The organism is Vibrio sp. 10N.247.310.17, assembly GCF_041466605.1.
Lineage (GTDB): Bacteria > Pseudomonadota > Gammaproteobacteria > Enterobacterales > Vibrionaceae > Vibrio > Vibrio tasmaniensis_A.
On the sequence record NZ_JBFSTC010000053.1, the window covers coordinates 1 to 25,162 of the forward strand.

16 protein-coding genes and 8 pseudogenes are annotated in these 25,162 nt (G+C 40.0%); 16 read left to right on the forward strand and 8 right to left on the reverse strand.

The window, feature by feature from the left end:
- Positions 1-515 (reverse strand): annotated as a pseudogene (locus AB6D80_RS14840) (transposase domain-containing protein); the annotation flags it as partial.
- A 112-nt stretch (positions 516-627) separates the two neighbouring features.
- Positions 628-1,080 carry an Lrp/AsnC family transcriptional regulator gene (locus AB6D80_RS14845; RefSeq protein WP_017062578.1) on the reverse strand — a complete coding sequence of 151 codons (453 nt, stop codon included), beginning with the start codon at positions 1,078-1,080 and terminating at the stop codon, positions 628-630.
- A 636-nt stretch (positions 1,081-1,716) separates the two neighbouring features.
- On the opposite strand from AB6D80_RS14845, the pseudogene AB6D80_RS14850 reads away from it, so the two are divergent.
- The 3 genes and pseudogenes from AB6D80_RS14850 to AB6D80_RS14860 all read left to right on the forward strand — a co-directional run bounded on the left by AB6D80_RS14850 (position 1,717) and on the right by AB6D80_RS14860 (position 3,915).
- Positions 1,717-2,422: pseudogene (locus AB6D80_RS14850) on the forward strand (DDE-type integrase/transposase/recombinase).
- A 542-nt stretch (positions 2,423-2,964) separates the two neighbouring features.
- Positions 2,965-3,141: a hypothetical protein gene (locus AB6D80_RS14855; protein WP_016800056.1), complete on the forward strand. Its 177-nt coding sequence runs from the start codon at positions 2,965-2,967 to the stop codon at positions 3,139-3,141.
- Between the two features lie 144 nt (positions 3,142-3,285).
- Positions 3,286-3,915 (forward strand): winged helix-turn-helix domain-containing protein, encoded by a 630-nt coding sequence (locus AB6D80_RS14860; RefSeq protein WP_016800058.1) that lies wholly within the window; start codon positions 3,286-3,288, stop codon positions 3,913-3,915.
- Between the two features lie 64 nt (positions 3,916-3,979).
- Here the strand turns inward: AB6D80_RS14860 and tnaA are convergent, their stop codons facing one another.
- Positions 3,980-5,395 carry a tryptophanase gene (gene tnaA, locus AB6D80_RS14865; RefSeq protein ID WP_029203693.1) on the reverse strand — a complete coding sequence of 472 codons (1,416 nt, stop codon included), beginning with the start codon at positions 5,393-5,395 and terminating at the stop codon, positions 3,980-3,982.
- 340 nt (positions 5,396-5,735) lie between these two features.
- Here tnaA and AB6D80_RS14870 point away from each other — a divergent pair, with 340 nt between their 5' ends.
- The 6 genes and pseudogenes from AB6D80_RS14870 to AB6D80_RS14895 all read left to right on the forward strand — a co-directional run.
- Positions 5,736-7,079 carry an opine metallophore biosynthesis dehydrogenase gene (locus tag AB6D80_RS14870; protein WP_372188943.1) on the forward strand — a complete coding sequence of 448 codons (1,344 nt, stop codon included), beginning with the start codon at positions 5,736-5,738 and terminating at the stop codon, positions 7,077-7,079.
- An 82-nt stretch (positions 7,080-7,161) separates the two neighbouring features.
- Positions 7,162-7,593: a GNAT family N-acetyltransferase gene (locus AB6D80_RS14875; protein WP_371996046.1), complete on the forward strand. Its 432-nt coding sequence runs from the start codon at positions 7,162-7,164 to the stop codon at positions 7,591-7,593.
- A 3,596-nt stretch (positions 7,594-11,189) separates the two neighbouring features.
- Entirely contained in the window at positions 11,190-12,215 is a 1,026-nt protein-coding gene (locus tag AB6D80_RS14880; RefSeq protein ID WP_016800063.1) for a hypothetical protein, read from the forward strand.
- On the forward strand, positions 12,212-13,126 hold the full coding sequence (locus AB6D80_RS14885) for an AAA family ATPase (protein WP_017103257.1): 915 nt from the start codon (positions 12,212-12,214) through the stop codon (positions 13,124-13,126). Before AB6D80_RS14880 ends, AB6D80_RS14885 begins: the two co-directional genes overlap by 4 nt.
- 125 nt (positions 13,127-13,251) lie before the next feature.
- Positions 13,252-13,512, forward strand: a pseudogene (locus tag AB6D80_RS14890) (resolvase); the annotation flags it as partial.
- 91 nt (positions 13,513-13,603) lie between these two features.
- A pseudogene (locus AB6D80_RS14895) lies at positions 13,604-13,840 on the forward strand (recombinase family protein); the annotation flags it as partial.
- 1,009 nt (positions 13,841-14,849) lie between these two features.
- Here AB6D80_RS14895 and AB6D80_RS14900 read toward each other — a convergent pair.
- The gene (locus AB6D80_RS14900; protein ID WP_017103258.1) at positions 14,850-15,035 is read right to left on the reverse strand and encodes a hypothetical protein; all 186 of its coding nucleotides are present in this window, start codon (positions 15,033-15,035) and stop codon (positions 14,850-14,852) included.
- A gap of 1,086 nt (positions 15,036-16,121) precedes the next feature.
- Here AB6D80_RS14900 and AB6D80_RS14905 point away from each other — a divergent pair.
- From AB6D80_RS14905 to AB6D80_RS14920, 4 genes and pseudogenes are all read left to right on the forward strand, one after another.
- A complete protein-coding gene (locus AB6D80_RS14905; RefSeq protein ID WP_017103259.1) occupies positions 16,122-17,327 on the forward strand; it encodes a DUF1611 domain-containing protein in 1,206 nt (401 codons plus the stop codon).
- A pseudogene (locus AB6D80_RS14910) lies at positions 17,324-18,449 on the forward strand (alanine/ornithine racemase family PLP-dependent enzyme). The gene AB6D80_RS14905 and the pseudogene AB6D80_RS14910 overlap by 4 nt, the downstream one beginning before the upstream one ends.
- Complete coding sequence (gspS2, locus tag AB6D80_RS14915) at positions 18,406-18,771, forward strand: type II secretion system pilot lipoprotein GspS-beta (protein WP_016800069.1); 366 nt, start codon at positions 18,406-18,408, stop codon at positions 18,769-18,771. The pseudogene AB6D80_RS14910 and the gene gspS2 overlap by 44 nt, the downstream one beginning before the upstream one ends.
- Positions 18,772-19,002 (forward strand): hypothetical protein, encoded by a 231-nt coding sequence (locus tag AB6D80_RS14920; RefSeq protein WP_016800070.1) that lies wholly within the window; start codon positions 18,772-18,774, stop codon positions 19,000-19,002.
- 13 nt (positions 19,003-19,015) lie between these two features.
- On the opposite strand, the pseudogene AB6D80_RS14925 reads toward AB6D80_RS14920, so the two are convergent.
- Positions 19,016-19,375, reverse strand: a pseudogene (locus AB6D80_RS14925) (hypothetical protein); the annotation flags it as partial.
- 960 nt (positions 19,376-20,335) lie between these two features.
- Between AB6D80_RS14925 and AB6D80_RS14930 the strand changes: the two are divergent.
- A pseudogene (locus AB6D80_RS14930) lies at positions 20,336-20,485 on the forward strand (transposase); the annotation flags it as partial.
- A 601-nt stretch (positions 20,486-21,086) separates the two neighbouring features.
- Here AB6D80_RS14930 and AB6D80_RS14935 read toward each other — a convergent pair.
- The 3 genes and pseudogenes from AB6D80_RS14935 to AB6D80_RS14945 form a co-directional block, all read right to left on the reverse strand.
- Complete coding sequence (locus AB6D80_RS14935; protein WP_016800071.1) at positions 21,087-21,266, reverse strand: hypothetical protein; 180 nt, start codon at positions 21,264-21,266, stop codon at positions 21,087-21,089.
- Between the two features lie 174 nt (positions 21,267-21,440).
- Positions 21,441-21,929 (reverse strand): PadR family transcriptional regulator, encoded by a 489-nt coding sequence (locus AB6D80_RS14940; RefSeq protein WP_102428398.1) that lies wholly within the window; start codon positions 21,927-21,929, stop codon positions 21,441-21,443.
- A gap of 263 nt (positions 21,930-22,192) precedes the next feature.
- Positions 22,193-22,684, reverse strand: a pseudogene (locus tag AB6D80_RS14945) (transposase); the annotation flags it as partial.
- Positions 22,685-23,073: 389 nt separating this feature from the next.
- On the opposite strand from AB6D80_RS14945, the gene AB6D80_RS14950 reads away from it, so the two are divergent.
- A complete protein-coding gene (locus AB6D80_RS14950) occupies positions 23,074-23,847 on the forward strand; it encodes a hypothetical protein (RefSeq protein ID WP_229648115.1) in 774 nt (257 codons plus the stop codon).
- A 10-nt stretch (positions 23,848-23,857) separates the two neighbouring features.
- On the forward strand, positions 23,858-25,159 hold the full coding sequence (locus AB6D80_RS14955; protein ID WP_229648114.1) for an aspartate aminotransferase family protein: 1,302 nt from the start codon (positions 23,858-23,860) through the stop codon (positions 25,157-25,159).
- Positions 25,160-25,162 lie beyond the last annotated feature (3 nt).

Consider the following 25,162-nt stretch of genomic DNA (forward strand, 5'->3'; position numbering starts at 1 on the left):
TGATAATGTGACTGCTTAGTTCCATTTGGCAGACCATTCTCACTTGCGGATATTGTGTCCCTTTTTGTCGAGAAAATGCATTTTCATTTTGCGGGTTATCGGGCGTTCGCCAAACAACGCCATCGACACCAAGAAGCGTTAACCCATTCCACTAGGGTAACTGTGCGCTTTTCAACCATGACGTAGTCATTCGCTCAAAGACCGCTTTTATTGCGTCTTCACCCAACGTCTTTCGACGTTGAGTCAACGCACTTGGTGCGACAAAAGCTTTACCTGTACGGTCGTACAATATCAAGTTGGTTAACTAAATCTTTCATGGACTTATTGTTATAGATGGCCATTCCAACAAGCAGCCACACCATGGATTCTAGAGTTAACTTTCTCTTTCTCATCGTGACGGTATCAGTAAGAGAATAAGCTTCGTCGATGAGTTCAATTGGAAGCAAGTCAGACAAAGTCTCAACGCTGCTAGGTTTCCAATCATTAATTATGTTTAGAGCTTGAGAAACATCCATAAAAAAATCCAAGTGCATTAAATACACTTGGATTTTGACAGCTCGGAAGGATCCTTCAACCGATCACTTTGGCTTTAACTGATCGGCATTACTCATAAGAGCGGCTTTCTTTTTAACGACTGATTGGTTGGTGTAGCACTACTGTTGTATTGAGAGAGCGAATGCCATTGAACGACTCTATCTCATTACATAAATGGTGTATTGATTGCAGGTCAGGTGCTTCAATCAAAGAAATAATGTCGTAGGTACCACCAACAATGCTTGTAAGTCTGACTTCAGGTAGTTCTTTTAACGCATTACTTACATCATTTTTCTTACCTTTTTCACAAGAAATCAGCAAATAACTTGCCGCTTTTCTCCCGTCATTTTCTACTCTTATTTGTGCCGTATACCCTTTGATAATACCGGTTTTTTCAAGTCTGTTGATACGTTCAGCGACTGCTGTTCGCGACAAGCCGATGTTGCGAGAAAGGTTAGCAATCGATTCTCGCCCATTGGAGAGTAGATTCGATAGAATTTTACGATCTAGTTTGTCTAAGCCTTGTAAACTAATGTTGGACATCATGTGTTCTGCCTTTTCTGAATTATTATTATATTTGTATTTCTCTCAAATTAGAGCCTTTATCTTTCACCTAACCCGTCCTAAATAAGGTTGACACATATCCAACATGAAATTAGAGAGTTACAAATACAATTATGACTCTTATCAGAACGCACTTGCGGAAAGGATAATGGAAGACTAAAGATAGAATACTCACTGATGATGCAAAGAAAATGGTCTCCAAATCAGTAAAAACTAAGCCCTACAATGAGTTTGGCCTCGTCAAACTCTACCCCCCCCCCCGCCGATGAAGTACCTCCATCATTTTAATTAACCACTTGTTTGTCACCTCCCTCTATCGCCAAATCGAAAAAATAGGATGACTACAAGCGACTAAACCATCAAGAACAAGTTGGCTTGGGAAACTTCCTTCCTTATTCTATTTGACCTAGGGTAACTTCATCCTTATAACCCAAAAATTGGCTAAGTGCAGAGTGTTTGATTCTAGGTGAACCTAACAATCGAATTATTATCTTAGCCAAATATAAAGACCATTAATTTATTATTAATAAATAATGATAAGGCTTAATTCTTCTCACGTCCAAAAGGCTCTCTCCTGTAGTGGCATCCTGATCCCGGACCTCATAAATGAGGGGTTCAATGGCAAAACGACAAAGACGTACATTTTCTACTGAATTCAAAAATATATGCTGCAAGCTTGGTTCTTGACCAAGGGGACTCCATCCCTGAAGCAGCTAGCTCTATGGAATACGTGAAACAGCTTTACGACACTGGGTCGAATAACTCAAAATTGAGCAAGGTAGGGTTACTCCAACGACCAAAGCCCTCACGTCTGAGTAAAAGAAAATCCAAGAGTTAGAAGCCCATATTAACCGATTAGAACGAGAAAAATCCGTACTCCAAATAGTGTTTGGTGCGGCGATATTACTTATCTTAGGTCTGGTTCGAAGTGGGCCTACTTAGCAGTAGTGCTTGACCTATTTAGTCGACGCGTTGTGGGCTGGCCTTTATCAGATAAGTCCAATGCTGAATTAGCATCTAAAACTTTAGGGCTGGCTTAGAAGAAACGGGGGCGGCGAAGAACATGATGTTCTATTAATATCAAGGATGCCAGGACAACTCAAAGCATGAGCCTTCGTGGTAATTGTTGGGAAAACACTCCCATAGAAGGTTATTTAGAAGCTTGAAAGCCGAGTGGGTACCAGAAACAAGCTACCTGGAACAAGCTCAGGACAAGAAAGACAACGGCTATTACCTGATGAGTCCTTACAATCGGCAACGCCCTCAAGAAAATGATGGGTTGTCACCAGTTAATGGCCCTTCAGCCAGTGTCCTGTACTTTTGACCACTACACCCCCTAGAACAATCAATATTCCGCCGACCATCAAAGACCATAAGCTAACCTATTTTATTTTTTAGTGACCCAAGTTCAAGCTAGACGCCCCCAAAACGCAATGAAATCTGTACTACTAAACATTAGATTAGTAAGTACACCAAAAAATGAATAGCTGCAGCTCGATTAAGAGTTCCGATTCTTTCGTAACGAATTGAGGAATAAAAGCAAAATAACAGGCTCAAGGGATCTCGTAGACAGAGAAGAAGCAACTATATAAAACAGGAAGAATGAGAGTATTAGTCAAAAATTTATTGTTGTTTAACCCTCCAAAACCCAGTTTTAAAAAACTAAAATATCACTATAAATAGATGATTTTTTTGATAATTTATTTATAAATTATCAAAAAAATCCTATGAGGAATGGCCTAAATTTTAGCCATTGCCAAATGGGTAATCTAAAATTATTAATAATCATTTTTTATTAAAATTCATTCATCTAAACAGATAAATTAGAGATGTGTATATGAATAAATTTTCAAAAGGACTACTAATATGGAAACACTGATCTGCCGCTCTTTTCAATCATTTATAGATTTCTGCGATAACGATATTGTTAAAGGAAAAAATATCCACTGCACTTTTAAGGCCTGTAAGGAGAAGGACTGGCGTTGGATGCAGTTTTACCTAAACGACAAAGGAGGAAAAGAGCTGACCTTTAGCTTCATATGAAACAAAACGCCTTAACTAATATTTCGTTTAACTTCAAATTTATTCAAAATTTTGTAAATAGTATTCAAAAAATGAGCCATTATATAAAGCACTAGAAAAACTAACTGTCTTAACCATCGCTCTCTAGAAATATGGAGAAACACTATGTTAAAAGCGCATCTCGAAAACCTACAATTACCTATAGGTAATTGTATATTACACAGGGATGAATCAGGGGCTCAATTGATGCTTAGCAATCAAAAGTCATTTTCAATTACCCTACCTGAAAGCTGTATCCTTGAAACTCTGATTAAGAAAGAACAACTCATTTCAACCAAAGAAGAGTTAATTATTGCCGCTTGGGGGAGCCCAGATATCATCGGGCCTAACTCTTTACCAGTCGCGATAACTAACCTAAGAAAAGTTCTAGACCTTGATAGCATCAAAATCGTCAACATCCCAAGAAAAGGTTACAAGATTCATATTCCTGAATTTGAAACCTCACTAGACCCGCCGAGAGATATAAAGTTACCACGTCACTCTAAGTTTTCGTGTCCTCTCAAAAAAGCAACCAATCATCTAAAATTATACCAATGGACTTTCATCGGCTTATCTTCAACAACCCTCGCGGTCCTACTAATCAGTTATTTCTATTTTCGATACGAACTTGAAGTTGTTAACGTGAACCTTAATAATCAATCAAGCCAAATCTGTTTAACAAAAAAGGATGAACTGAAATTAATCCTCGCCTCTTCCCAAGTTCAGGCAAGCAAAAAACCTTCAATAAACCCCTAACACCTCGTCAATTTAGTTATTAATAACTAAATCCCCCCTTATTCACAGCAAAGGGGGGTACAACTTAGAGTGCAGGTTCTAACGTAGCGTTAAAATGTCTCAATACTTTAGGTTCATAAGTAAACTTCAAACCTGAAATAGATGAGGCGCGTTTTTTCACTTCTTTAAAAGCAGCAATAATGTAATCAAGGTGAGCTTGCGTATAGGTTGCTCTGGGAATGGCTAAACGCAACAGTTCCGCTGGACAAGGCAGTTGTTCACCAGTTTCAAGGTCACACCCTTGCAATAAGGACCCTATTTCAGCCCCACGAATACCCGCCACTTTATAAAGCTCACAAGATAAAGCATGCCCAGGGAATTGTTCCGGCGGAATATGAGGTAAGAGCACACCTGCGTCAATAAATGCAGCATGACCGCCAGCTTGCTGGCAACGAACCCCTAACGCTTCAAGACCATTTACTAAATATTCAACTTGCTGAAGACGGGAAGCTAACCAATCTTCTTCCATCCCATCATAGAGTCCGACAGCTAGGCGCTCCATAGCACCGCCTTCAAGCCCGCCATAGGTTGGAAAGCCTTCCAATAGCACGCATAATGTTTTGCATTCTAATTGAACATCTAACAAGCTTTCATCTTTGAAAGCAAGCAATCCCCCAATAGGAACCATCGCATCTTTTTTCGCTGACATAGCAAAGATATCGGCATATTTAAAAGCTTCGCTAGTTATCTCTTGAATGCTCCATTCAGCATATCCCTCTTCGCGTTGCTTTACAAAATAGGCGTTCTCTGCAAACCGTGCACAGTCCATAACTACGGGAATATCATAAAACTGCGCTAACTCATAAACAGCCTTCAAATTGGCAAGAGAAACTGGCTGACCACCTGCAGAATTGCAAGTAATCGTACTCACAATATAGGGCACATTTTTAGCCCCGATCTCTTCAATGCCAGACGCGAGCGCTTTCAAGTCAAAATTGCCTTTAAAATCTCTCTTAACTTCAGTATTAAAGGCATCACGAGAAGGCACATTCATCACACGACAGTTATTTTTTTGAGTGTGCCCTTGAGTGGTATCAAAAAAGTAATTTGAAAATGCGGCCATCTTTTCTCGTTCTAGCCCCTTATCTCGTTCACGCTTATTGATCAAGGCAGGTACATACAACTGTTCAGCGCCACGTCCTTGGTGTGTAGGGATAGTAAACTGATAGCCAAATATATCTTTTACCGTTTGGCTAAGCGTCCGATAGCTTCGACTGCCGCTGTACGCTTCATCACCTCTCAACATTGCGGATTGCATGGCCTGCGTTACTGCCCCGGTGCCACTATCGGTCAGTAAATCGATAAACACTTTATCGCTATCTAACAAAAAAGGATTGTACCCCGCTTTCATTAACGCCAGCTCTCGCTCTTGTTCTGTTGTTCTTTTAACTGGTTCAATAACCCGGATTCGATACGGCTCCGGCAAATAGTGTGAATCCATAGGCTGTTCTTGATTGTTGCTAATTGCTGACATAGGGTTCTCTCCAAACATTTTCCAACGATTAAGGGTAAGTTGGTTAGAAATAACTAAAGAAGCCCATTATTCGGACACCCAAACCTCTCCTTCCCAACTTAAATAAAGATTAATCAAATAAATAAAATTTGGTATTAATTTCAGCGTAAATTAAATATTAATAAACATATTAACAACACCTAAAAGCCCTCTAAAAAAGCATCATAGCCATGAGAAAACCTGACCAAATGACATCACCGTTTTTTTAATTAATAAAGATAATTAAATAAACAATGGACTTAGAAAGTAGCACTATAAAAGTAGTGGTATGAGAATGAAAAATATACCTAGAGCATATAAATTAGAAGGAAAATGGAAATATGGAGAGCCCATTATGATACTAGGGAACACATTGGTTGCTGGAGCGGGGCCGGTCGGCATTCAAACTAGCCAAATTATGGCTCCTCTTAGTCAAAAAATAGCCCTCATCGGCAAAAGCTCCCCTCAGTGGGAAAATAGGCAAAGATTAATCAAACAACACGGATACGTTGTTTGTTATGAGGTGAATGAACCACAATTAGCGACACTAGTCGGATTAGTTAAGTTTAATGAACTTTATACAGAGCTCTCTCCCCTTCCCTCCTCTTGGGATACGTTAGTTTTAGCCACTCCAGCTCACGCCTATTGTGATGTGTTGTCTTCCTTTTCTGAAATTTTATTAAAGAACTTAAAACAAATCATTCTTATGTCCTCAATGCTCGGTGGGTGTCTTATTTTAGAAGGAATGTTAAAAAAGAAAGGAGCCTCTCCAAATATAATGCTCTTCTCTAGCTACTTTGCGACGTCTTATTTTACTTCTAACCCGACGGACAAAAATAGGGTCCTCACGGTCAGAACCAAAACAGTAAAAAAACGAGTTTATATTTACCAGTCTAAATCCAATGATGGTTTATTGAGCGCCTTGCGAAACGCTTTAGAAAAAATTGATGTTCAAGTCATCCCTTTAGATAACTCGTTCAGTGTGGAAGGCAGAAACATTGCTACTTATGTACACCCTGCTTTTATTATCAATACGTTTTCATTAGATCACATTTTATCTAAGGAAGACGAAGTTAAGTACATGTATAAACTGTACCCAGAAGGGCCAATCACCATGAGTTCGATTAGGGATTTACTACTGCACTGGAAATCAGTTTCTCGCCTACTTGAACATTACTCAGCTCAACCGATTAATCTACTGCAGTTGCTAAATGATGAACATCACCGAGTACATGAAAAGACTATCCCCAAGGACAAAATAGTCTCTTTCAACGAGCTTGATGAGATAGAGCAGGAATATCTACTCTACATACGATATAGCACAATCCTGATAGACCCAGACCCGTTTTCAAAAGGTAAAACCTTTGAGGTTTCAGCCAAACCTTATATCAAAGGAAAAGTTAGAAAAGGAAGACTACTACTCCCCAGAACTCCTCTAGAAGACCTACAGACCCTTTATTGGCTTAACCACTTAGTTCAAAGCTCAAGCCTAATCTCTTCTGTCACATTTCCCTCAATAGAAGTGTTTGAAAATTGGATAAAAGAAAGAAACCTACCAAATACGCTAATCCAGGCTTTAAAACAACGCGCAAAAGAATATTACGAATATGCAACCCCATCTATTAGCCCCTAGTAATTACTAGGGGACACACATATCTTTTAATTCGCATTTTAGCGTTTTGCTTCAAAAAGATAACAGGAAAAAGGAGATTAAGGTGTTAATAAGAAAAGCGACGCTCAACGACATATCCTCTATCAATGCTCTGTGTCACGAGCAACTAACAGGCAGCCACAGTAAAATTAGCCATTACAAGAGAGAGCAGAACGAATACAGCTTAAGTGATTACAATTTCAGTAAAATCAGAATCATTGATCTACTTTTTACGGAATCAATGATGAAGGAGAAGCTAAACAATAAAAATATCTATTTTTTTGTCGCTGAAACAAAAAAGAATAAACAAGTCATAGGTTACCTAATGGTTAGTGTCCATCCTCCTAAAAAAAGGCCGGCTCTCCAACAACGTCTCCCATCTTTCTACGCTTACATCGAACGATTTTATGTGTCGTATAAATACCATGAACAAGGTATTGAGCTTGCCCTACTCAACAGCTTTGATTATTGGAAAAAATACAAATCAGCACACTAATCATTATCTTTCAAAAAACCATGAAATTTGTCAATGCTCAGGCTGAGCATTGACAAATTTTCCCACAATCAAATCAATCTAAAGCTGTTTTTCTATAAAAGCCCATCAAACCTTCTTGATACCCAATCAAAAAGAAAAGGGCGAAACTAATATTGCCAGTGAGTTGCGAAAAGACAACACACACCACTCCGACCCAAGCTAAAATAACGTATTCAATCGGTCACCAGTTATAAATTGCCCCAAGCCCCCTGGTTATCCCAAACCAAAGTAAAGGCGAGACAGCGAGTAACCAAGGAGTTTGGACCTCGATTTTTATATGTCGGTTGCACCAGAAAAAAATAGCAACATGAAGCGTCGATACCACAGCGTAAATCACACCGGTAATTAAGGTGTGACTGAGACACTACATTGTGCTTGGATACTGGTAGGAGGGCAGGGTAGGAGAGTATTAGAAGAGAACAGTTCATCTGCTTGGCATATGTGGCTTCAAACATCGAAATTAAAGCTAAGCGGTGTTCTGCTATTCGCTAGACAGATCTACGAGAGAAAGCCCTAATGCCTCACCTATGACATCTGAACAACTAGAAATTCGTGAATTTTAAAAGAAGGTATCTCGTCTTAAATAGGTTGACGATTTTTAGCAAGCCTGTAACGGAATTTTTTGTTTTTTCATACATATTATTTGGCCTGTTCATCTTACGAATGAAGGCGTCCGTTGACAATGACAACTAATGAACGCCCTCATCAGATTGAACATAAGTCATGTAGCTCACCAAAAACTCCTCTACCTTTGAAGAAAACATTTATTTTACCAAATTCGGATGTTTTTTCATTCAATGCCTTTTTCATTGTTTTGGTGTAGCTCCATTTTGGCTTAACCAGCAACCGCTCTTCTTGAAGGTAGTTAAACTAAACATCGCGGCCCAGCTTTATTCCTTTAGCTATCAATTGAGGTTTTAGTAAGAGAAGTGAAGCTTGTGAGTTCCTAGTCGAGACATGAAGCGCCTTAGTGCAAGCTCACCTTGACAATTTTTCTCTCTGATATACACATTAAAGATAAATATCGCGTAACGAACAAGCCCTAATTACGCTTACTTTCTTTTCGAAGGCTTCTTGCCGCCCTCGGTGATTTCGGCATCGTGCTCTTCCTTGAACTGACTAAATAATCCATTTCTCCATTTTCAATGGTATCCACAACCTGTATTTAAAGCCTAGTGTGTAATCTCGCTGAGTGCTCTTAACGTAGTGTTTATTTGGGATGGTCATAATTAGTCCTCAATGTATAAACATATTTCAAGACGGGGAAAATATTAAAAAAACCACGACTCTGCTGATAGTTTAACAGTCGGACAAGAGATAAAGTTTATCGATGGCTTACAAGCTCGTCGGAAACCTAAAAATATCATGGACCGCAGCGGCCAAGGCTGTCACTAAATAAGTGGAAAGTATCATCAATTACTGCGGTGCTTCCAGATAAAAAACTTATCTCGACGAAAAAATTGCAGGGAGTAGGCGACAATCGAACGTTTTTTAGAAGCTTAAATACTAAGTGGATTCCCGCAATAAATTATCGCAGCTTTGCAGAGACTCAAAAAATCATCCAATACATAATTAGATATTCCAGCCAACTTAGGCCATATCAGTATAATGGTGTTCTGACACTCATTGGCTCAGAACGATTGATTGTCTTGAAAACCGTGACCAATTTTATTGGACCACTATACTCTTGCCTCTAAAGAAAGATAAAGCCCAATTAAGCGATAAACGTAATTTCCCATCTAAGGGTTGATAAAGATTGCTACAAAGTTAGCGTGGTTGCATGACATTGGTATTCCTACAACGTTCGCGAGCTTGTTCGGTTGTGGAGTGGAACAGCACCTACCGACAATTTCAATTTAATAATCAGTAATTTCAGAGCAAGCTTCAGGAACACATTCGTCAAAGTTGGATTTCATTTACGCAACAAGGTTTAAGTCGATTTTAAAGTTAATCTTCTCAGGGACGATAGTAGAAATAGCCTCTGAAGCCAATTTCTATCCAAGAGTGAGAGAAAGGGGCGGTAAATTATAATTATTGACTTAACCTTTGAAATTCGAGAGTTCGTAATATTTGATTTCTGGCGTTGGCACTTAAGGTTCTTCCCAAGGCAAATTAATCCCACTGTCATTAATATAATCAGAGCTCAACACACACAACTCATCACAACACGAATCAACCTTTGTCCAATCCTAAATCTATAGGCCTCATCATTTGCTTGAGGAGGCTATTGCCGATTGTAGTAGCTCATCAGGTAATAGCGGCTGAGCTTGTGTCCACTCGATTTTCAAATTTATGAATAACTTCTCCATGGGAGCATTGACGATCCCATGTCAATACTTACATCATAACTGAAAAATCTTTCAATATAATGGAGGGAAATTTACAAACGATATAGCGTTTCAAAAATCTTTGTGTTTCTCTTATCGAAAGTCCCTCTGCTTCTCTTCGCTACATATAGTTTTGTCTTAGGATCCTTCTCATTCTATCAAAACTACTGTCATCGGTGTCAGGATGTCTTTCCTGATGAAGTTTGTAACGAACTCACTTCAAAGAGGTTAGGTAAATGCAAACTCTTTGCCTAACCTCTGTAGATTAGCACATGCTGTAACCAACAATATCGCAGCTACACATGATCACACCAAAGTGTTCCATTAATGTTGAAGCTCTTTCTTTAGTTCGCATGAGAGAAACTTTTCGTAAGTAGATTTAAATGATAAATAGGTTTGACTGCATAAAAAATCGAGGAGACATAGCAAGCTCGTTTAATTCAGTCAGGCGCAGTGACGAGTAATGCATGAAACTGATTTACAGCCTGGGATGATCTAAAAAACGAAAAAGATCTTCACCATAAGAGCCCGCATTAATAGTAGCGATTTACCACCTAGTTTAGTACCTAAGATCATTAGACCACTACAAACCCAACCCATTTATCAATTACATGCAATTGGTAAAAAATATAGCTAAACATTAAGAGTAAGACATAAAATTATTAGAGAACTAACATTTACCCAACAACTAACATCAAAAATCTCTCGAGATTTGATGTTAGTTGTTGGGTTACCGACTGAGCCTAAGTGAAGTTGGTATATCTTGAAACTAGATCCTAAAGTTTCTAGTTTCTTAGAGTTCATCTAAATGTATCAACATCTACCGATTCAATATCAACATCTACCGATTCAATATCAACATCTACCGATTTTATATTGATATTAAACGATCAAAAATATAAACATTTACCGAAATAAGATTTTTTAGTATTAACATTAGCCGATCTAAAAAAAAGGTAAGATCATTAATTTAAGTTAACTTATGATAATTAACCTAAATTGGTTATAAAACGATCAAAGCATTAGATAAATTATGAATTAAATACATAGTTTGATCATTGCGAAGTAACTAAACATTTACCGGAAAAAGTAGTTATTTACCGATATTTATACATAATTTATGTGACGAGCTATAGATATTTACCGAAATAATATAGACATCTACCGAAGTTGATGAGGTAAGTAAGGTTATCTGTTAAAATGATACTATCTCATTCTTAGGTAATGATCATGACGTTATCATCCAACTCTAGCCTGACGGTTATTAATGAAGAAGACCGAAAAAATCGGTTTATCTCATCGATTCTTTTCTCTCGAGCAACTATTTTTCATCCTGCTTCTCGTTTGACTTCAACGATGCAGTCAAAATTGATTCAAATTGCTCAGAGTGGTGGTACAGATCCAAATCACCCATTAGAGAGTGTTAATATTAATAGCTATGGGAAAAGCTTCAGGGTTGATCTACATGTAGATTATCTCCTACAACCTCATCGCGATATCCTCGAGACTATGCTGGCCTATGCTCAAACTATTCAACTCGACGATGCTTCTTATGAAGCGGGATCTCGTTTAAATTGGTCCCAAGTATATCAAACCATTTCTGATGGTGATATTTCTGACACTCAACAAGATGGTTTCGACTCTTTTATTGACCGGGATGCAACCGTTTTATCGATGAGTATGTATGAGCTAGCAACCCGAATGGGAATGGCGACAACTCGTCCGAACTACGATCAAATTGAGCGTCGTATTACTCAATTGGCAACGGCTCATTTGGTGATTAATGAACTCGATGAAGAACAGAACGTTGTAGGCAAAAAGCCCTTAGAATTTGTGCAAGATTACCGTTTCTATTGTGATCGAAGTAAATTCAAAACCGGCCGTAAAAACAGTAAGAATCTAACTAACCATGTATTCTTAGTGCCAGACATGCGCTTGCTACAAGCGATACGCGACCATGGTTACTATTATCGATTAGAACAACACAAAATGACCAACTATAGTAAACCGTCAGTTCGCTCATTCTTAAAATACATTACCACGCACAAAGCAGAATTTTTACATAACAAAAAGTTTGAATGGGCGCTCGATAGTTACATTCAGTCTATTGCTTCTAAAGTCAGCCATAGCTTCCGGAGCGATCTAAGAAAAGATTTGTTGGCCAATGCCGTGCAAATTGAAAAAGATTTTAGTCTTCAATTTCGCGATGTTGGTAATGGTATACAGATCTTTTATATTGGGGAGGGTAAATCATGATTACTCAATCTCTTGATAGCTTGATGTCTTCACCTGCGAGCCAAAGCCTAGAGTTCAGTATAAAAGGCTTACTCAAAGGGCATGTAGGTATGTTGATTGCCGCACCGAATGTCGGTAAATCTCACCTTGCACTTTGTATTGCGATGGAACACGCTTCTTCAATGTCTTTACTAGGGATGAGCGCGGCCGACAAACCGGCTAAAACCTTGGTACTGAGTTCAGAAGACGGGGCTGGCGTGATTCAATCTCGAATGAAAGAAAAGCTGGTTAATTGCACTGCCACCATTAAGTCAGAGCTAAAAAAAAATCTACATTTTTTAACGGACATTGAACCGATAGTGATCCCGCCCGACAGCTCTGCACAAGAAAAAGTAGAACATAAGCAGTATTTAGAACAACTCAAACAAATTTTCTCTGAATTCGATTTAGTGATAGTAGACACCGTGACTGAGTCAATAGGCCGTTGTGAGGAAGTCAAACACGATCGCTTAATCAAAAATGTCTTCCAAAGCCTTGCCAGTGAATCAGGCGCTAGTTTATTGCTTGTTCATCATGTGAATAAAGAGGAAATTCGTGGTAATCAAGAAATTACCATGGCATCTGGGGCTGGTTTAACGTCGATAATGCGATTAACAAAGTGCTTATTTACGTTAAAGAGAAACAAGGATTTCCTGTCGATTAAGTACCTTAAGAGTAATTATTTACCTGAAAATGAAAATCAAGGGTTTGCGGTTGAAGTAAGACAAAACCTTACGATTAATCCACAGGTATTCAGTTTGAAATCCAAGACGTCTAAGTCTGTTCGATCGGTGCAAAGTATTAAGCAAAATCCAAAAAAAATTACGCTGCCTGGAACTATCCCGGAACAAGAAGAAATTGAAGAGCGTAAAAACCTCAGAGACGTTTTGTAAGCTAGCTCTCACATTTTCAAAAAGCACCGAATTTCGGTGCTGTCTTTTTGTCTGACTCTGTTCGCACTTTCTTATATCCGTTCACTTTTTTGTCTACCTTAGATAATCTTATTTAAGGTGAAAACATGGTGAACTACGCATATTTAGGAGTCTCTTCAGACAACCAATATGTAGCAAACTAAAAGCACGGGCTCTATGACTCTACCAAAAAGGTTGGGATAGGTAATTTGGTGTTTGTAGAAGTCAGCCGTATTGCACGTCTTACCTCACAAGTGCTCAAAGCACTCTAAGTGAGCATGGAAAATAAAATCATCGTCTATATTGCTAATCAGAATTTGCAACTGGATGGTTCAATGCTGTGTCGGATAATGGCAACAGTACTAGGCGCCAAATTTGGTTTTACTCTAGGCTTATTTCATGAAAATTGTCTATGTCCGTGTCAGTACCCAAGACTAAACGTCCGACGTTCAAATTTAACAGCTAAACCAGTTGTTGGGCTTTGCGAGGGAAGGGGACATTATTCACGTTACCAAAGTCGATTGAATGGCGCGTAATACCATCGATGCATTGCAAATTACCGCTCAGCTCGCGCAAAAGAAAGCCGGTTTGGTTTTTCATGATTTGTGCTATTTGGAGCTCAATAGCTATGTAGGCCGGATCATTTACACCACCAAGATGGAAAGAAAACACATCTTGCAGCGCTGTAATGAGGGGGTTGGCACGAAAATAGGGCTTGTTTTTTCCAGCTTTACGTTTCATGAAAACGGTTGAGGGGACGTTTAAGTGTACTGGGTTTTGTTTTTATGTTCGATGCAGTTTTTAGGAGGCCGCATGACAGTTTGTCCCACAAGATCCGCCGAGACATATCTAGGTGAATTCGACCGATTTTGACTCCACCGTAAAGGCGGTTTAGGTACATGAGGTGCTCGTTAAGGATTTCGAATCTACCGACTCCATAAGACTAGAAGAAGGCAATCTAGGTTAAGGTGTCAGGATTATATATTGTGACGGCGTAACAAGTTTTGAGCCGATGCGAGAAGATTACGTTTGCGAAGAAAGTAGAAAGGACGAGAGAAACAACGTTCGCGTATCGGCCTCTTCTCTTTATGACGACTAGGAACAGGCTCTTAACGTCGATATCACGTTAAATAATCGTTAATGTTTACTTCATCAATTTGCTCAGGCTGTAAATAGTCATCAGTAAGACGTTTACAAACCCTCGAACTTAAAAAAAAAGCGAACAGAGCAGGGTCAACGCTTCAAAGAGATCGGCAATGGCCATGACTTTTGTGGTAAGAGGCATCTCTGAGCCCGTTAAGCCCATAGGTTACACTTACCATTAATTTTCTCATGGTGGCCTCCCGCAATTTTTGCCAAGTTTCGAATATGTCGTGGGAACGGTAGCTACTCCAAAATATGGATGGTTTGAACAATGTGATCGTTGATGATAAACCGTTCTTTCTCTGTTAACGTGCCGCTCTGAATACCTAAGTTGTGCATTTATCCTTTATTCGCCTGATATTGCTTCGGCTGGGTATTTATCTTTTTTCGTGTACTGCTTCATTTCTTCTGAAGATGTACCGAGTTGTTTACTTAAGGTTAGAGTCCACATTCGTGAGACGATATTAGGTTCAGTTGGTGTGATAAACTCTGCTCCCAAATTAAGCTGAGCTAAAAATTAAAAATATTGATTCAACTGTTCACAATTTTCTATTAGTTGCTTTCACCATCCAACTGGATACGCTTGCACCAAAGACTTCAATTTCGTAATTTCTTCCTCACGTTTAAGAAGCTTGAAGCGTATTCTTACTTCGTGGATCCGGTTATAAATCGCTTCCAGTTTTGTTGCTTTTTTGACCACACCTTCGGGTGTCGTGATTTTTCCACAGTTATGTAGCCAACTCGCCATTTTCAACTCTTGCCACTCTTTTTGAATTAAGAAAAAAGTGGTCAAAAGGCGGTAAGGTAGATTCTTGAGCTGCGCGAGTTAACCACTCGGCTAAGATTGGAACACGTTGGAACTGGTTTCTGTATAAAGGGATTTTTTGTCTAATAATCCTGCAATAAATTTGATGAATTGGTTAAGGAGTCATGTATGGTTTATGGTGTGCACGACATGGAAATTTGATTCGATAGGGACAGCAAGGAGTGCCTTGAAAAGACATTTATTGCCAGAGTTTGTGTGCTATCCCGTCAGTAGCCTTGATTCATACCATGTACAACGTTGATTTGATGAATTTAGTTGACTTAGGCTGGCGCTGCCAACCGTAACCTTGATGTGCTTCGTTCTATTTTTAAGTATGCTGTTCAGCAGCGTCTTGTATGGAGAATCCTTGTGATGGCATTAAGCAAAACCGTAAAAAATAGCTTAATCACACATCTTAAGTATGGAAGAGCCAAAGCAGCTTAAAATCGTTTTAAGGTGCTAAAATTGCTCCTTTTAATGGGTTGTCTAATTTAAGAGGTGACGGGGCTGAGATGGTCTTTTGTCAAAAATGATGAATGGCACCGCAGTTGTTAGGTCATAAGCGTATTCCGTCAACGCTTCGTTTGCCCATGTGAATGATGCGCAAGTATCGCTATCTTCTGAGGCGATAGGGGAAGTCATTCGTGGAATATTATCAGGTCAGTTTATGAGTAAACCTAAAAATCGAAAAGTGAGAGCATCCAAACCTAAACAGACGAGCTCCCAAGCGCAGAGGAAGACTTATCAAAGCAATGCCAACACGTACTGATGAGGAAGTTGAACGGTTTAGGTATCTGTGTTGATATTAGGATGTTAATTGAGTCGATTCTCGGGCGATAACTCACTCTAGTAAGGGCTAATTTTCAAAGTGATAGACGCAGAAGTGTCTTAATATTAACCAACAATAGTCTGGTAAGTGTGTTACCTTGGTTTTTATCCCTACCGCTTAGTAGGGACTTCTTTTCTTTTCCGAACTCGCATCTCGGCACTCCTTAGTTGCCCTCCTAAGCCTCACCGCAGGCTTTAATTATGTCCATTTCAACCCAAAAGTTAAGAAACATCTTCAAATTCACTAGAATTGAAAATTTCAAAACCAACTACAATGTAACTCATATTGCTCCTTGCCTACCACTTGCTCAGAAAGTGAAACCTGTCATCCCTTCGGCAATTATATATTGCGAAGGTAATTTCGGTGAAATTGATGGTAAAACCGCTAATGGGCTAGTGAGGCATTCATTAAGCTATCGTATTCTATCGGTTATTGATAGTGTATCTGCCGGCTTAGATGCTGGAGAAGTACTTGATAACAAAGCCAATGGAATACCGATCCTTGCCAATGCTGAAGAAGCTATCATTCACGCGGAAAGCATTCCCGATTACTTCATTTTTGGCATTGCGCCATCAAGTGGTTTTTTATCTGACTTAGATAAAAGCATCATTTTAAATGCCATGTCACTAGGAATGAACATCGTAAATGGCTTGCATGAATTCCTAACTGATGATCCTCTATTTTTAGAAGCTAGCTTAAAGAATAACGTTCGAATATTCGATACTCGCAAACCCAAAAGTAAAGGCGATCTGAAAACGTTTAGCGGCAAAATACACAACGTTAAATGTCCGAGAATTGCTGTAATGGGGACGGATTGCGCGCTAGGAAAACGAACAACAGCAACAATATTGGCGAATGAACTGACTAGAAAAGGCCTTAACGTCGTTCTGATTGCCACTGGTCAAACAGGTATTATGCAAGGCGCACAATACTGCGTTGCACTCGATGCTGTCCCTTCACAATTTTGTGCCGGTGAGTTGGAATCTGTCATTGTACAGGCCTATGAAAAAGAAAATCCGGACCTGATTATTATTGAAGGGCAAGGAGCCTTGAGTCATCCTGCGTTTTCAACCAGCGCATTTATCTTACGTGGCAGTTGTCCAGCGGGTGTGATATTGCAACATGCTCCTAAACGTTTATATCGTAGTGATTTTCCTGATTGCCCAATGCCTTCGATTGCTTCAGAAATCAATCTTATCGAAACGTTTTCTAATACCGATGTTATTGGACTAACACTGAATCATGAAGATATGTCTTTAGATGAAACCTGTCGTGCGATAGACAGCTACACTACCGAATTTGGTATACCGGTTACTGATGCATTATCACAGCCTGTCGAACATCTACTGCACATCGTAACGTCAGCCTTCCCTATGATAGCAAGAAAACTGGCCGCAAAAGGGTGAACTGCCCTAGATTAGACATTGATTGTGGGAAGATTCACCATAACGCTCAGTACCTGATCACTCAGCTCTCACTAAAAAATATATCCGTTACACCTGTAACAAAAGTCTTCCTCGGCCACCCTATCATCGCACAAGTTCTTATTGATGCTGGCGCAACAATGTTAGCCGATTCAAGAATGGAAAACCTTCAAAAGATGACTGAATCAGGCATTGCTATCCCTAAAATGCTGATACGTACGCCCATGCTAAGTCAAGTGGCGAGTGTAATAAAATACAGTGATATGAGTTTAAATTCTGAAGTTGAAGTAATTCAGAGGCTTTCACATGCAGCGGAACAACAAAATTGCCGTCACGGTATCATTATTATGGTTGAGCTTGGCGATCTCAGAGAAGGTGTGATGCCGAATCGCGTGATTGATTTTATCCGAGAGATTATTTCTTTACCGAACATCACGATAAAAGGAATTGGTGCGAATTTAGCCTGTCGGTATGGCGTCGCTCCAAATGAACAAAATATGAATATTCTTTCTGATCTTGCCGATGGAATTGAAGCTACATTTGGGGTCAATCTAGAAATTATTTCAGGGGGTAATTCTGCTTCAGTTAACTGGGCTCTTCAGAGAACAGGCTTAACTCGAGTCAATAACCTTCGTATAGGAGAAGCAATTTTTTTAGGCTGTGAGCCTTTAGAGCACGAAAATATCAAAGGCTTACATACGGATGCGGTTTCTTTGACCGCTGAAGTGATTGAATCCAAGATTAAACCGACTTTGCCTTGGGGAAGTCGGGGGTTAAATGCTTTTGGTGAAAAAGAAAACCTTCAAGATAGAGGGGAGGTATCACAAGCTATTCTGGCATTAGGCCGCCAAGATGTTTGTGTCAGCGGGCTTAAGGCTCCGAATGGGATTAAGATCATGTCTTCAACTAGCGATCACTTTGTCCTTGAATCCTCACAGAAACCACTACTTGTAGGGGAAAAAGTCACATTCAGTTTAGATTACAGTGCGCTCTTATCTTCTATGTCTTCACGTTATATCCATAAATATTTTAAGGCACCTAAAGGGAGAAGAAGCGCATAATGCTACGAACAACAGTAATTTTCTTCGTCAGTGTCATGCTTAACGGTTGTCAGATAAGCCCAATAAAATCTAATGGGCTTGCCGATTATAGAGCGACGGTTATCTCAAGCCAACTGCCACAAGAGTTAGGCTCAATCACACTCGTAAATGCTCAGTCAGAGGGCAATAGTGTCACTCTTATTTTCGTAAAAAAGAAAACTTTGAATATGGACAGCTTAGTAGAAAAAGTCGCCGTTAGTTTTTGTGACAACATCGAAATAAGACCACTATTAGAGAGGGGGGTCTCTTATCGAATCATTACCTTAGGCAAAAATGATAACGTAGAAAGCCTTAACGTCATTTCTCTAGCTAAGTGCTCTAATTGAATGCTCAGCAGTCGAATGGATAAAAGCCAATACGAGTTGTTCAATGTACTAAATGACACTATTTTATTAAGGTTTGACCGCCTTACGCCTTGGGAAAAAAACTTTATCACGGACCTACACCACAAAGCTTTAACTAAGCAGCTCATTTCAACGAAACAAGAACAACTTGTCTTAAAAATTTCAATGAAAGCCTACAAATCAAAGAAGAAAATCGAACATTCCAACTTTTAATTTAAGCCTGTATATACTTAATCGGTTGTTGCTTTCGCATTTGGCTTGGAAAAGAAAATTGCTGGCTGTTGGAAGTCATCAAAATCCATTTCATGAGACTCTGTTGAGTTCTTGTCTTTTTCTCAAATTGAACTTCAAGGTCTGTTTTTCTCTGAATCTGCTTAACACGGCTAAATATCCTATTTTGCGAAGAGACCTCGCAACCCCGGAAGTAGAGAAAATCACTCGATCTTAGTTTGTTATCAAGAATGGCTCAGTTAAGTAACGCAAGCTACATCCAACTACTATCAATCTCTAGTTTGGTTTTGATCCGCCAAATCTCTTCAAGCCGAAAGGAAATGTCGGATAGACGGCACCTGTTACCAGGTGCCACCCTCCTCAGAACCGTGTGCAACTTTCACTGCATACGGCTCAAGCCTCCACAAAGGCACAGTGAAGCACCCAGTAATTAAATCGTTATAGGACTAGAGCGAGACCAAAAGTTGATCGCAACATTAGCTCTTCGTGTTAATTACCTTTGCGATACGCACTTGAAGCTTTAATACCTCGCCAATGAGCACTCAGTAATTGAGAGACCACGGTTCGTTGTAAGAAGATGCACTAATTTCATTCGAAATCATCATTTGCTTTTCTTCTTCAATAAAGTTCTTCAAACTCTTTCGCAACGGGAGACCAGTTAGAAGTCAGCTCGCTTTCGCGCCAGATAAAAATCTGTATCCACTTCATTACAAAGCGGCATTTGCTTTCTCTAACCTCCTTTACCTGCATACCTATCGGCCACCTTCACAGGTAGCTTTCCCATAGGGAGGTATACAGGCTTACCCTGTTCCGTATGTCGCGTAAAAATGTCAACTTAGATGCCCACAATGGTGCGGAGAGTACAATGACCACGAAAGAGCATTGTCCAATCTCTTTCCGACTCTCGTTGCCTTTTGGCTACAGCGTATTAACCACTTCCGCTGTTTCATCACATAACGCGCCTTAAATGGATTCACATTACATTCATCATATTGACTCCCTAGCACTCACCCGATTTTGAGGTTATCAGGAGGAACATCCTCTCACGATTTTGCTCCCGCACAGCCTAACGACCAAGCTTCGTTACGTTGTCAGAGCCGCTGCTTTATTCAGGCTCTTAGGGTCATCTGGTGATACAGATGGTTCACTCTGCGTGGTGAACAACGCTTCATACGACTTCAGGTCGCACGGACAATTATGAGTTAGATAAATTGCAGTACAAATAAAAAGAGGTCTCCTTTACCTGTATTAGTTCCTATTAGCTCTGATAGGTCCCGAGGCGATAAGTGGGGGGACGTAAAGCAAACAGAACCAGCGTGGTAGGTCACGTCGATTCAGTGATTTAGTTATTACTACCACTGCGTTAATGGTGAAACGAGTCTTCTCTATGCCATTGAGATCGCTGCAAGGGTCTATCGATTCAATATTTAGGCTAGCTTCATGTTCCGTTGAGCTGCCCACATAACAAAAGTATCATTCGCCATGCAAAAGAGGTAGATATCTCATCTAAAACAAAAGCAAGAGGCGCAATGCTGTGCCTAGCCATTGAGTAGAGAGGCATCAAGGTTTATGGTGAAGGTAAGTAGGAAGTAAAAAACCTTGTTCAGATGGGAAGCTTAGAGTATGGCGAAAGTTACACTTAGCGGTCGATACCAAGACGCCGGAAATCCTTGCTGCTGAGTTAAGTTTATCTAATGTTACCGGTGGAGAAGTGCTCCCGAACTTACTCAAATAAACACGCCGAAGTCTCATAGAGGTATCTGGCGATGGCGCTATGACACGAGGTCTTGTTACTATGCAATTCAGATTAAACTCGCGTTTGAGCTCATCCCCCTCCCGAAATCTCGCGGCTGGTTGCCCGGAGGTGTCCGGTTCCAATAAGTATTGGAAACAGCGGTCTGGTTATCACAAACGTTTACTTTCATAAACTTAGACATGCTCAAAGCGCTGTAGAAGCTTGGGATGCCTGAAACCTGTCGTATTGATTAAAAAGCATATCAAACGGTGAAAAATGGTCTCTCAACTGAATTACGCGACAAAGCGGCCGTGCTTTATTGTCTTCTATTTCACCCATCCTTCCAAAGCGCATCAAATTCTTGGGCTTCAAGGATGTCTTCAATGCGGCGACGAACTTTGGTCTGCTGCTTTAATTTTTCTGGCACGGTTTTACTTGGATATGGTAAGGCGTGGTTGGGTTTAAGCGGTATTTCCATGCGCTGATGGGCTGGTACGGTTCTTTTGTCCATGAGGTGTTCTCCTTATTATGAATCAATCCCACTATTTTAATATTTTGGCTGATGTCGTTCTCTTCAAGTTCATTCTGGGTGCGTGCTTGACGGGGCCAGAATGAACTTGAGGTGTAATGTATTTGGCGATGTGGTCAATTTCTTTTTTAACGACTTTGCTTTGAGTGGACGTTTTCAAAACAAGGTCTTCTGGATGTCTTGGAACCAATCCAAATTCAATTGAACTTCTGCGAGTCGCTTTTTGAGGATAAGGGTTTGACGAGCGTTTAATTGCGGTTGTTTCAAGGTTCGTTCGTAATATTGACATACCGTGAGGGTGGTTTTGATGCTGAGGTCTATCTCACGGCTTAATTCTGTTGGTGCGAGAGAATGATTCATCAATTTTATACAAAACGAATCTCTATGCTGACAGGTGGCCACCGGTGTCGATAGCCAGTTAATTAGCGCTTGTTTACCAAGTTCGGTGATAGTGAAAGCGTTGCCTTTTGAAGCACAGTTCGCATGCGCTTCTATCCATCTTTCTTTGTGCAATACCTTAATCTCTCGATAAGTATGCTGTAGGACGGCGCTCCAATAATGGGATTTGTTGATTTCTTTGGTGACGCTGTAACCTGAGTGGGGGTTTTCATTTAAATACGTCAATATGACGTAACGTAGTGACATCTTTTTAGTTCCTTCAATTATTACAATGCGGTCGGCTTGAATGCGCTGAGATGTTAAGTGAAACGACTTTCATCATTATTGGGGCGATTATTAACCTGACGTCTTTATGCTTCTTCTTGTCAGCTATCGCAAGAGGTTGAAGGGTAATTAATAATTAATAATTAATAATTAATAATTATCCGTTTTTTGATTTTGAGTTGTTGATAGGCTTTGTGGTAACCATACCGCTCTTTCCAATATTTATTTGAGCCGTATAACTTCTAGCTGCCCATTGCGAGATTTCTAGGATGGCCACGCTCCCAGAAGGCTGCCCCTTCTCTTGGGGGGAATAAGCGCAACGGCTCGCTTAATCTTAATAGCAGCGTGACACGATCTCGTGTCGTAAGCGCCATCACCAGATACCTCAAGGGTGCTTTGACGTGTTTGTTTCAGTAAGTTCGGAAGAACTTCGCCATAAACCTTAAGGCCAGTAGCATCAATGGCTAGGTACTGTATTGCTCCTCTCGTTTTAGTCTTAAATGAGACCTCAACTTGCTTTGTTCTACGACTGATGCAAGTGTAATGCGGACAACTTAATGGAACATGGGCAAGTCTAAATATCGAGTCGATAAATCCTTGTAGCGCTCTCAGTGGCCGCGTTTCACCATGAGCGCTGTCGTGAGAGCTAAATCACTAAACCGACGTGGTCTCCCGCGCTTATTCGGTTTGCTTTGCGCCCACCTGCTTATCGTCTCTTCATCAATCCATGAGGCTAAGAAGGAGAGTGAATGTAGTTGCTCAGATCATAGGTTGCTGACTTATTTCCATTGAGTTGCGCAAAAAACCGAGGGGAATAAATTAAATCATAAATTAATTGTTTAATTGATGGGTTTTAAGCATTTTATCAAGATGACTACAGTCGTCACATTTATTTTAGTCATTATTATAGTTTCAAAGGATATTTGAGTGGAAACTCCAACTAGTTATATTTGTATTGTTATCGTTGTTCTGGGTCGCGCCTTAAGAGATGACTGCAAAGGTATATTTTTCAGACGTAATAAATTGTTTATTCATTTGCAGATAAATTTGGATAAATAGTTATCTTCCCTCATTAAAAAACGGAATTTAAGCGTTATTCTTTGATTTTTATAAACTCGAATCTAGCATGAAAACTTTAATTTATGAGGATACATTCATCATGCAATATGGACAATCAAGGATTGACGCTGCTTTTCAGAATTTTATAGACAGTTTAACTCAAGCAGATATTTGTAAGCTTCAATCCCAATTTTCAAAAAAGCCTCTGGTTTGCATCGCCGATATACTGCCAGAAAATTTGTGGCTTGAATTGAGTGAGGAAGCATCAAACTTAGTGGAACATTATGGCAAGCGAAAAAGTTTGGTTGTCAAAGAAACTTCGGATACCGAACGTAACATGATCACAGTAGGAAATACCATCTGCCGTGAAAATTCGCCTTTAATTGCCGCCATTTATGATTCTAGACCATTCCGACGCTTTCTCTCACATATAGCTGGTGAAATCGTTCACCAATGCCCAATTGAAGATGAGCAAATTGCAATCTCATTACTTGAGCGGAAAGGTGATACTCATGGGTGGCATTGGGACGATTTCAGTTTCGGTCTTGTTTGGTTAATTGATATTCCGGACGCGTCGTGTGGTGGGTTCACGCAATGTATTCATAATACTAAGTGGGATAAAAAAAATCCCGCGGTTTATGACGTCATTACTAATAATGCCATTGAGTCTTATCATTTCAACAAGGGCGGTTTTTATTTTTTCAAATCCGGAACGACATTACACAGAGTGCACCCTCTGACAAAAGATTCACGTCGATTGATCGTTAATATGGATTGGGCTTCAACGAGTGATCTTGAAAGAGAGCTGTCCATTGAGACAACTCTAGATATCTATAGTTAGGGACGACATTATGAAGCACAGTAACAGATCACGTCACACTATTATCAAGGAGCTCGCCACTTACATTTCGGGTGGAGCAAATTCACCAGGGCGAAAATTCTCTGAAGTAACCACGCCAATGATCATAGCTGATAAAGCGAGTGGTTCATATATTTGGGATTCTGAGGGTACTCGTTATGTCGATTTTATAATGGGGTTAGGTCCCTGTTTGCTGGGTCACTCACCCGATTGTGTGGTTGACGCGATCAAAGAGCAGGCATCTAGGGGATTGGTACTTGGCTTAACTCATAGGAGTGAAGCTGAGCTTTCAAAGATAATAGTTAACTCTTCAAAGCACATAGACAAAGTTCGTTTCACCTGCAGCGGTACTGAGGCTGTAATGACTGCCCTACGTATAGCTAGGGGGATTACACAGAAACAAATAGTGGTGAAGTTTTCCGGTGGGTACCACGGTCATTGTGACACTATATTAAGTGGTGCTAATAAGAAGGAAATTTCTGATAATTTCGGCACGGACGGCATACATTCAAGTTTCAAAAACGCCACAATTACTTGTCGATATAATGATATAGAGCAGATTAAATCGATTTTTAGCCAGTACAGTGATGAAATCGCTGCAGTGATCATTGAGCCCGTTGCCACTAATATGGGGTTAGTGCCAGCGCAAATAGAGTTCTTAAAAACACTGAGAGTATTATGTTCTAAACAAAATTCACTGCTGATTTTTGATGAAGTTGTCTCTGGATACCGATTTGGGTTTGGTCCGGTTTCAAATGAGTTGGGAATTTATCCAGACCTTACAACATTTGGCAAAATAATAGGTGGTGGTCTAGCAATTGGCGCATATGGCGGCTCAGATTCTGTTATGGCGCAAGTTAGTAATGAAGGTGGTGTATTCCAAGGTGGGACCTTCGCTGGGAATCCACTGACAATGACCGCAGGGATTAGTACGTTACGCTCATTAGAAGATGGAAGTGTCTATGAAGGACTTGACGCGATTACTGACGTTTTTACAAGAGAGTTGAGTTACAAATTTAAAGAGTACGGTATCAACTTCAATGTTGTAAAGAAAGGACCATTGGTTAGCTTAATACTTGTTGAGTCGTTGACTAATCTCACCTCTTTGGATGACGTCCAGAAGCAAGATCAAACCATTTTTTCCTCGCTACATCAAAAACTCTGTGAGCAGGGCTATTTAATTCCACCAACGATAGAAGAGCCACTGTTCTTCTGTAGTCAACACACGGAGCAGCAAATACTTGAGTTAGCTCAATTAATAGCCTTTCATTTAAACACCATATGCCACGAGTAAGTT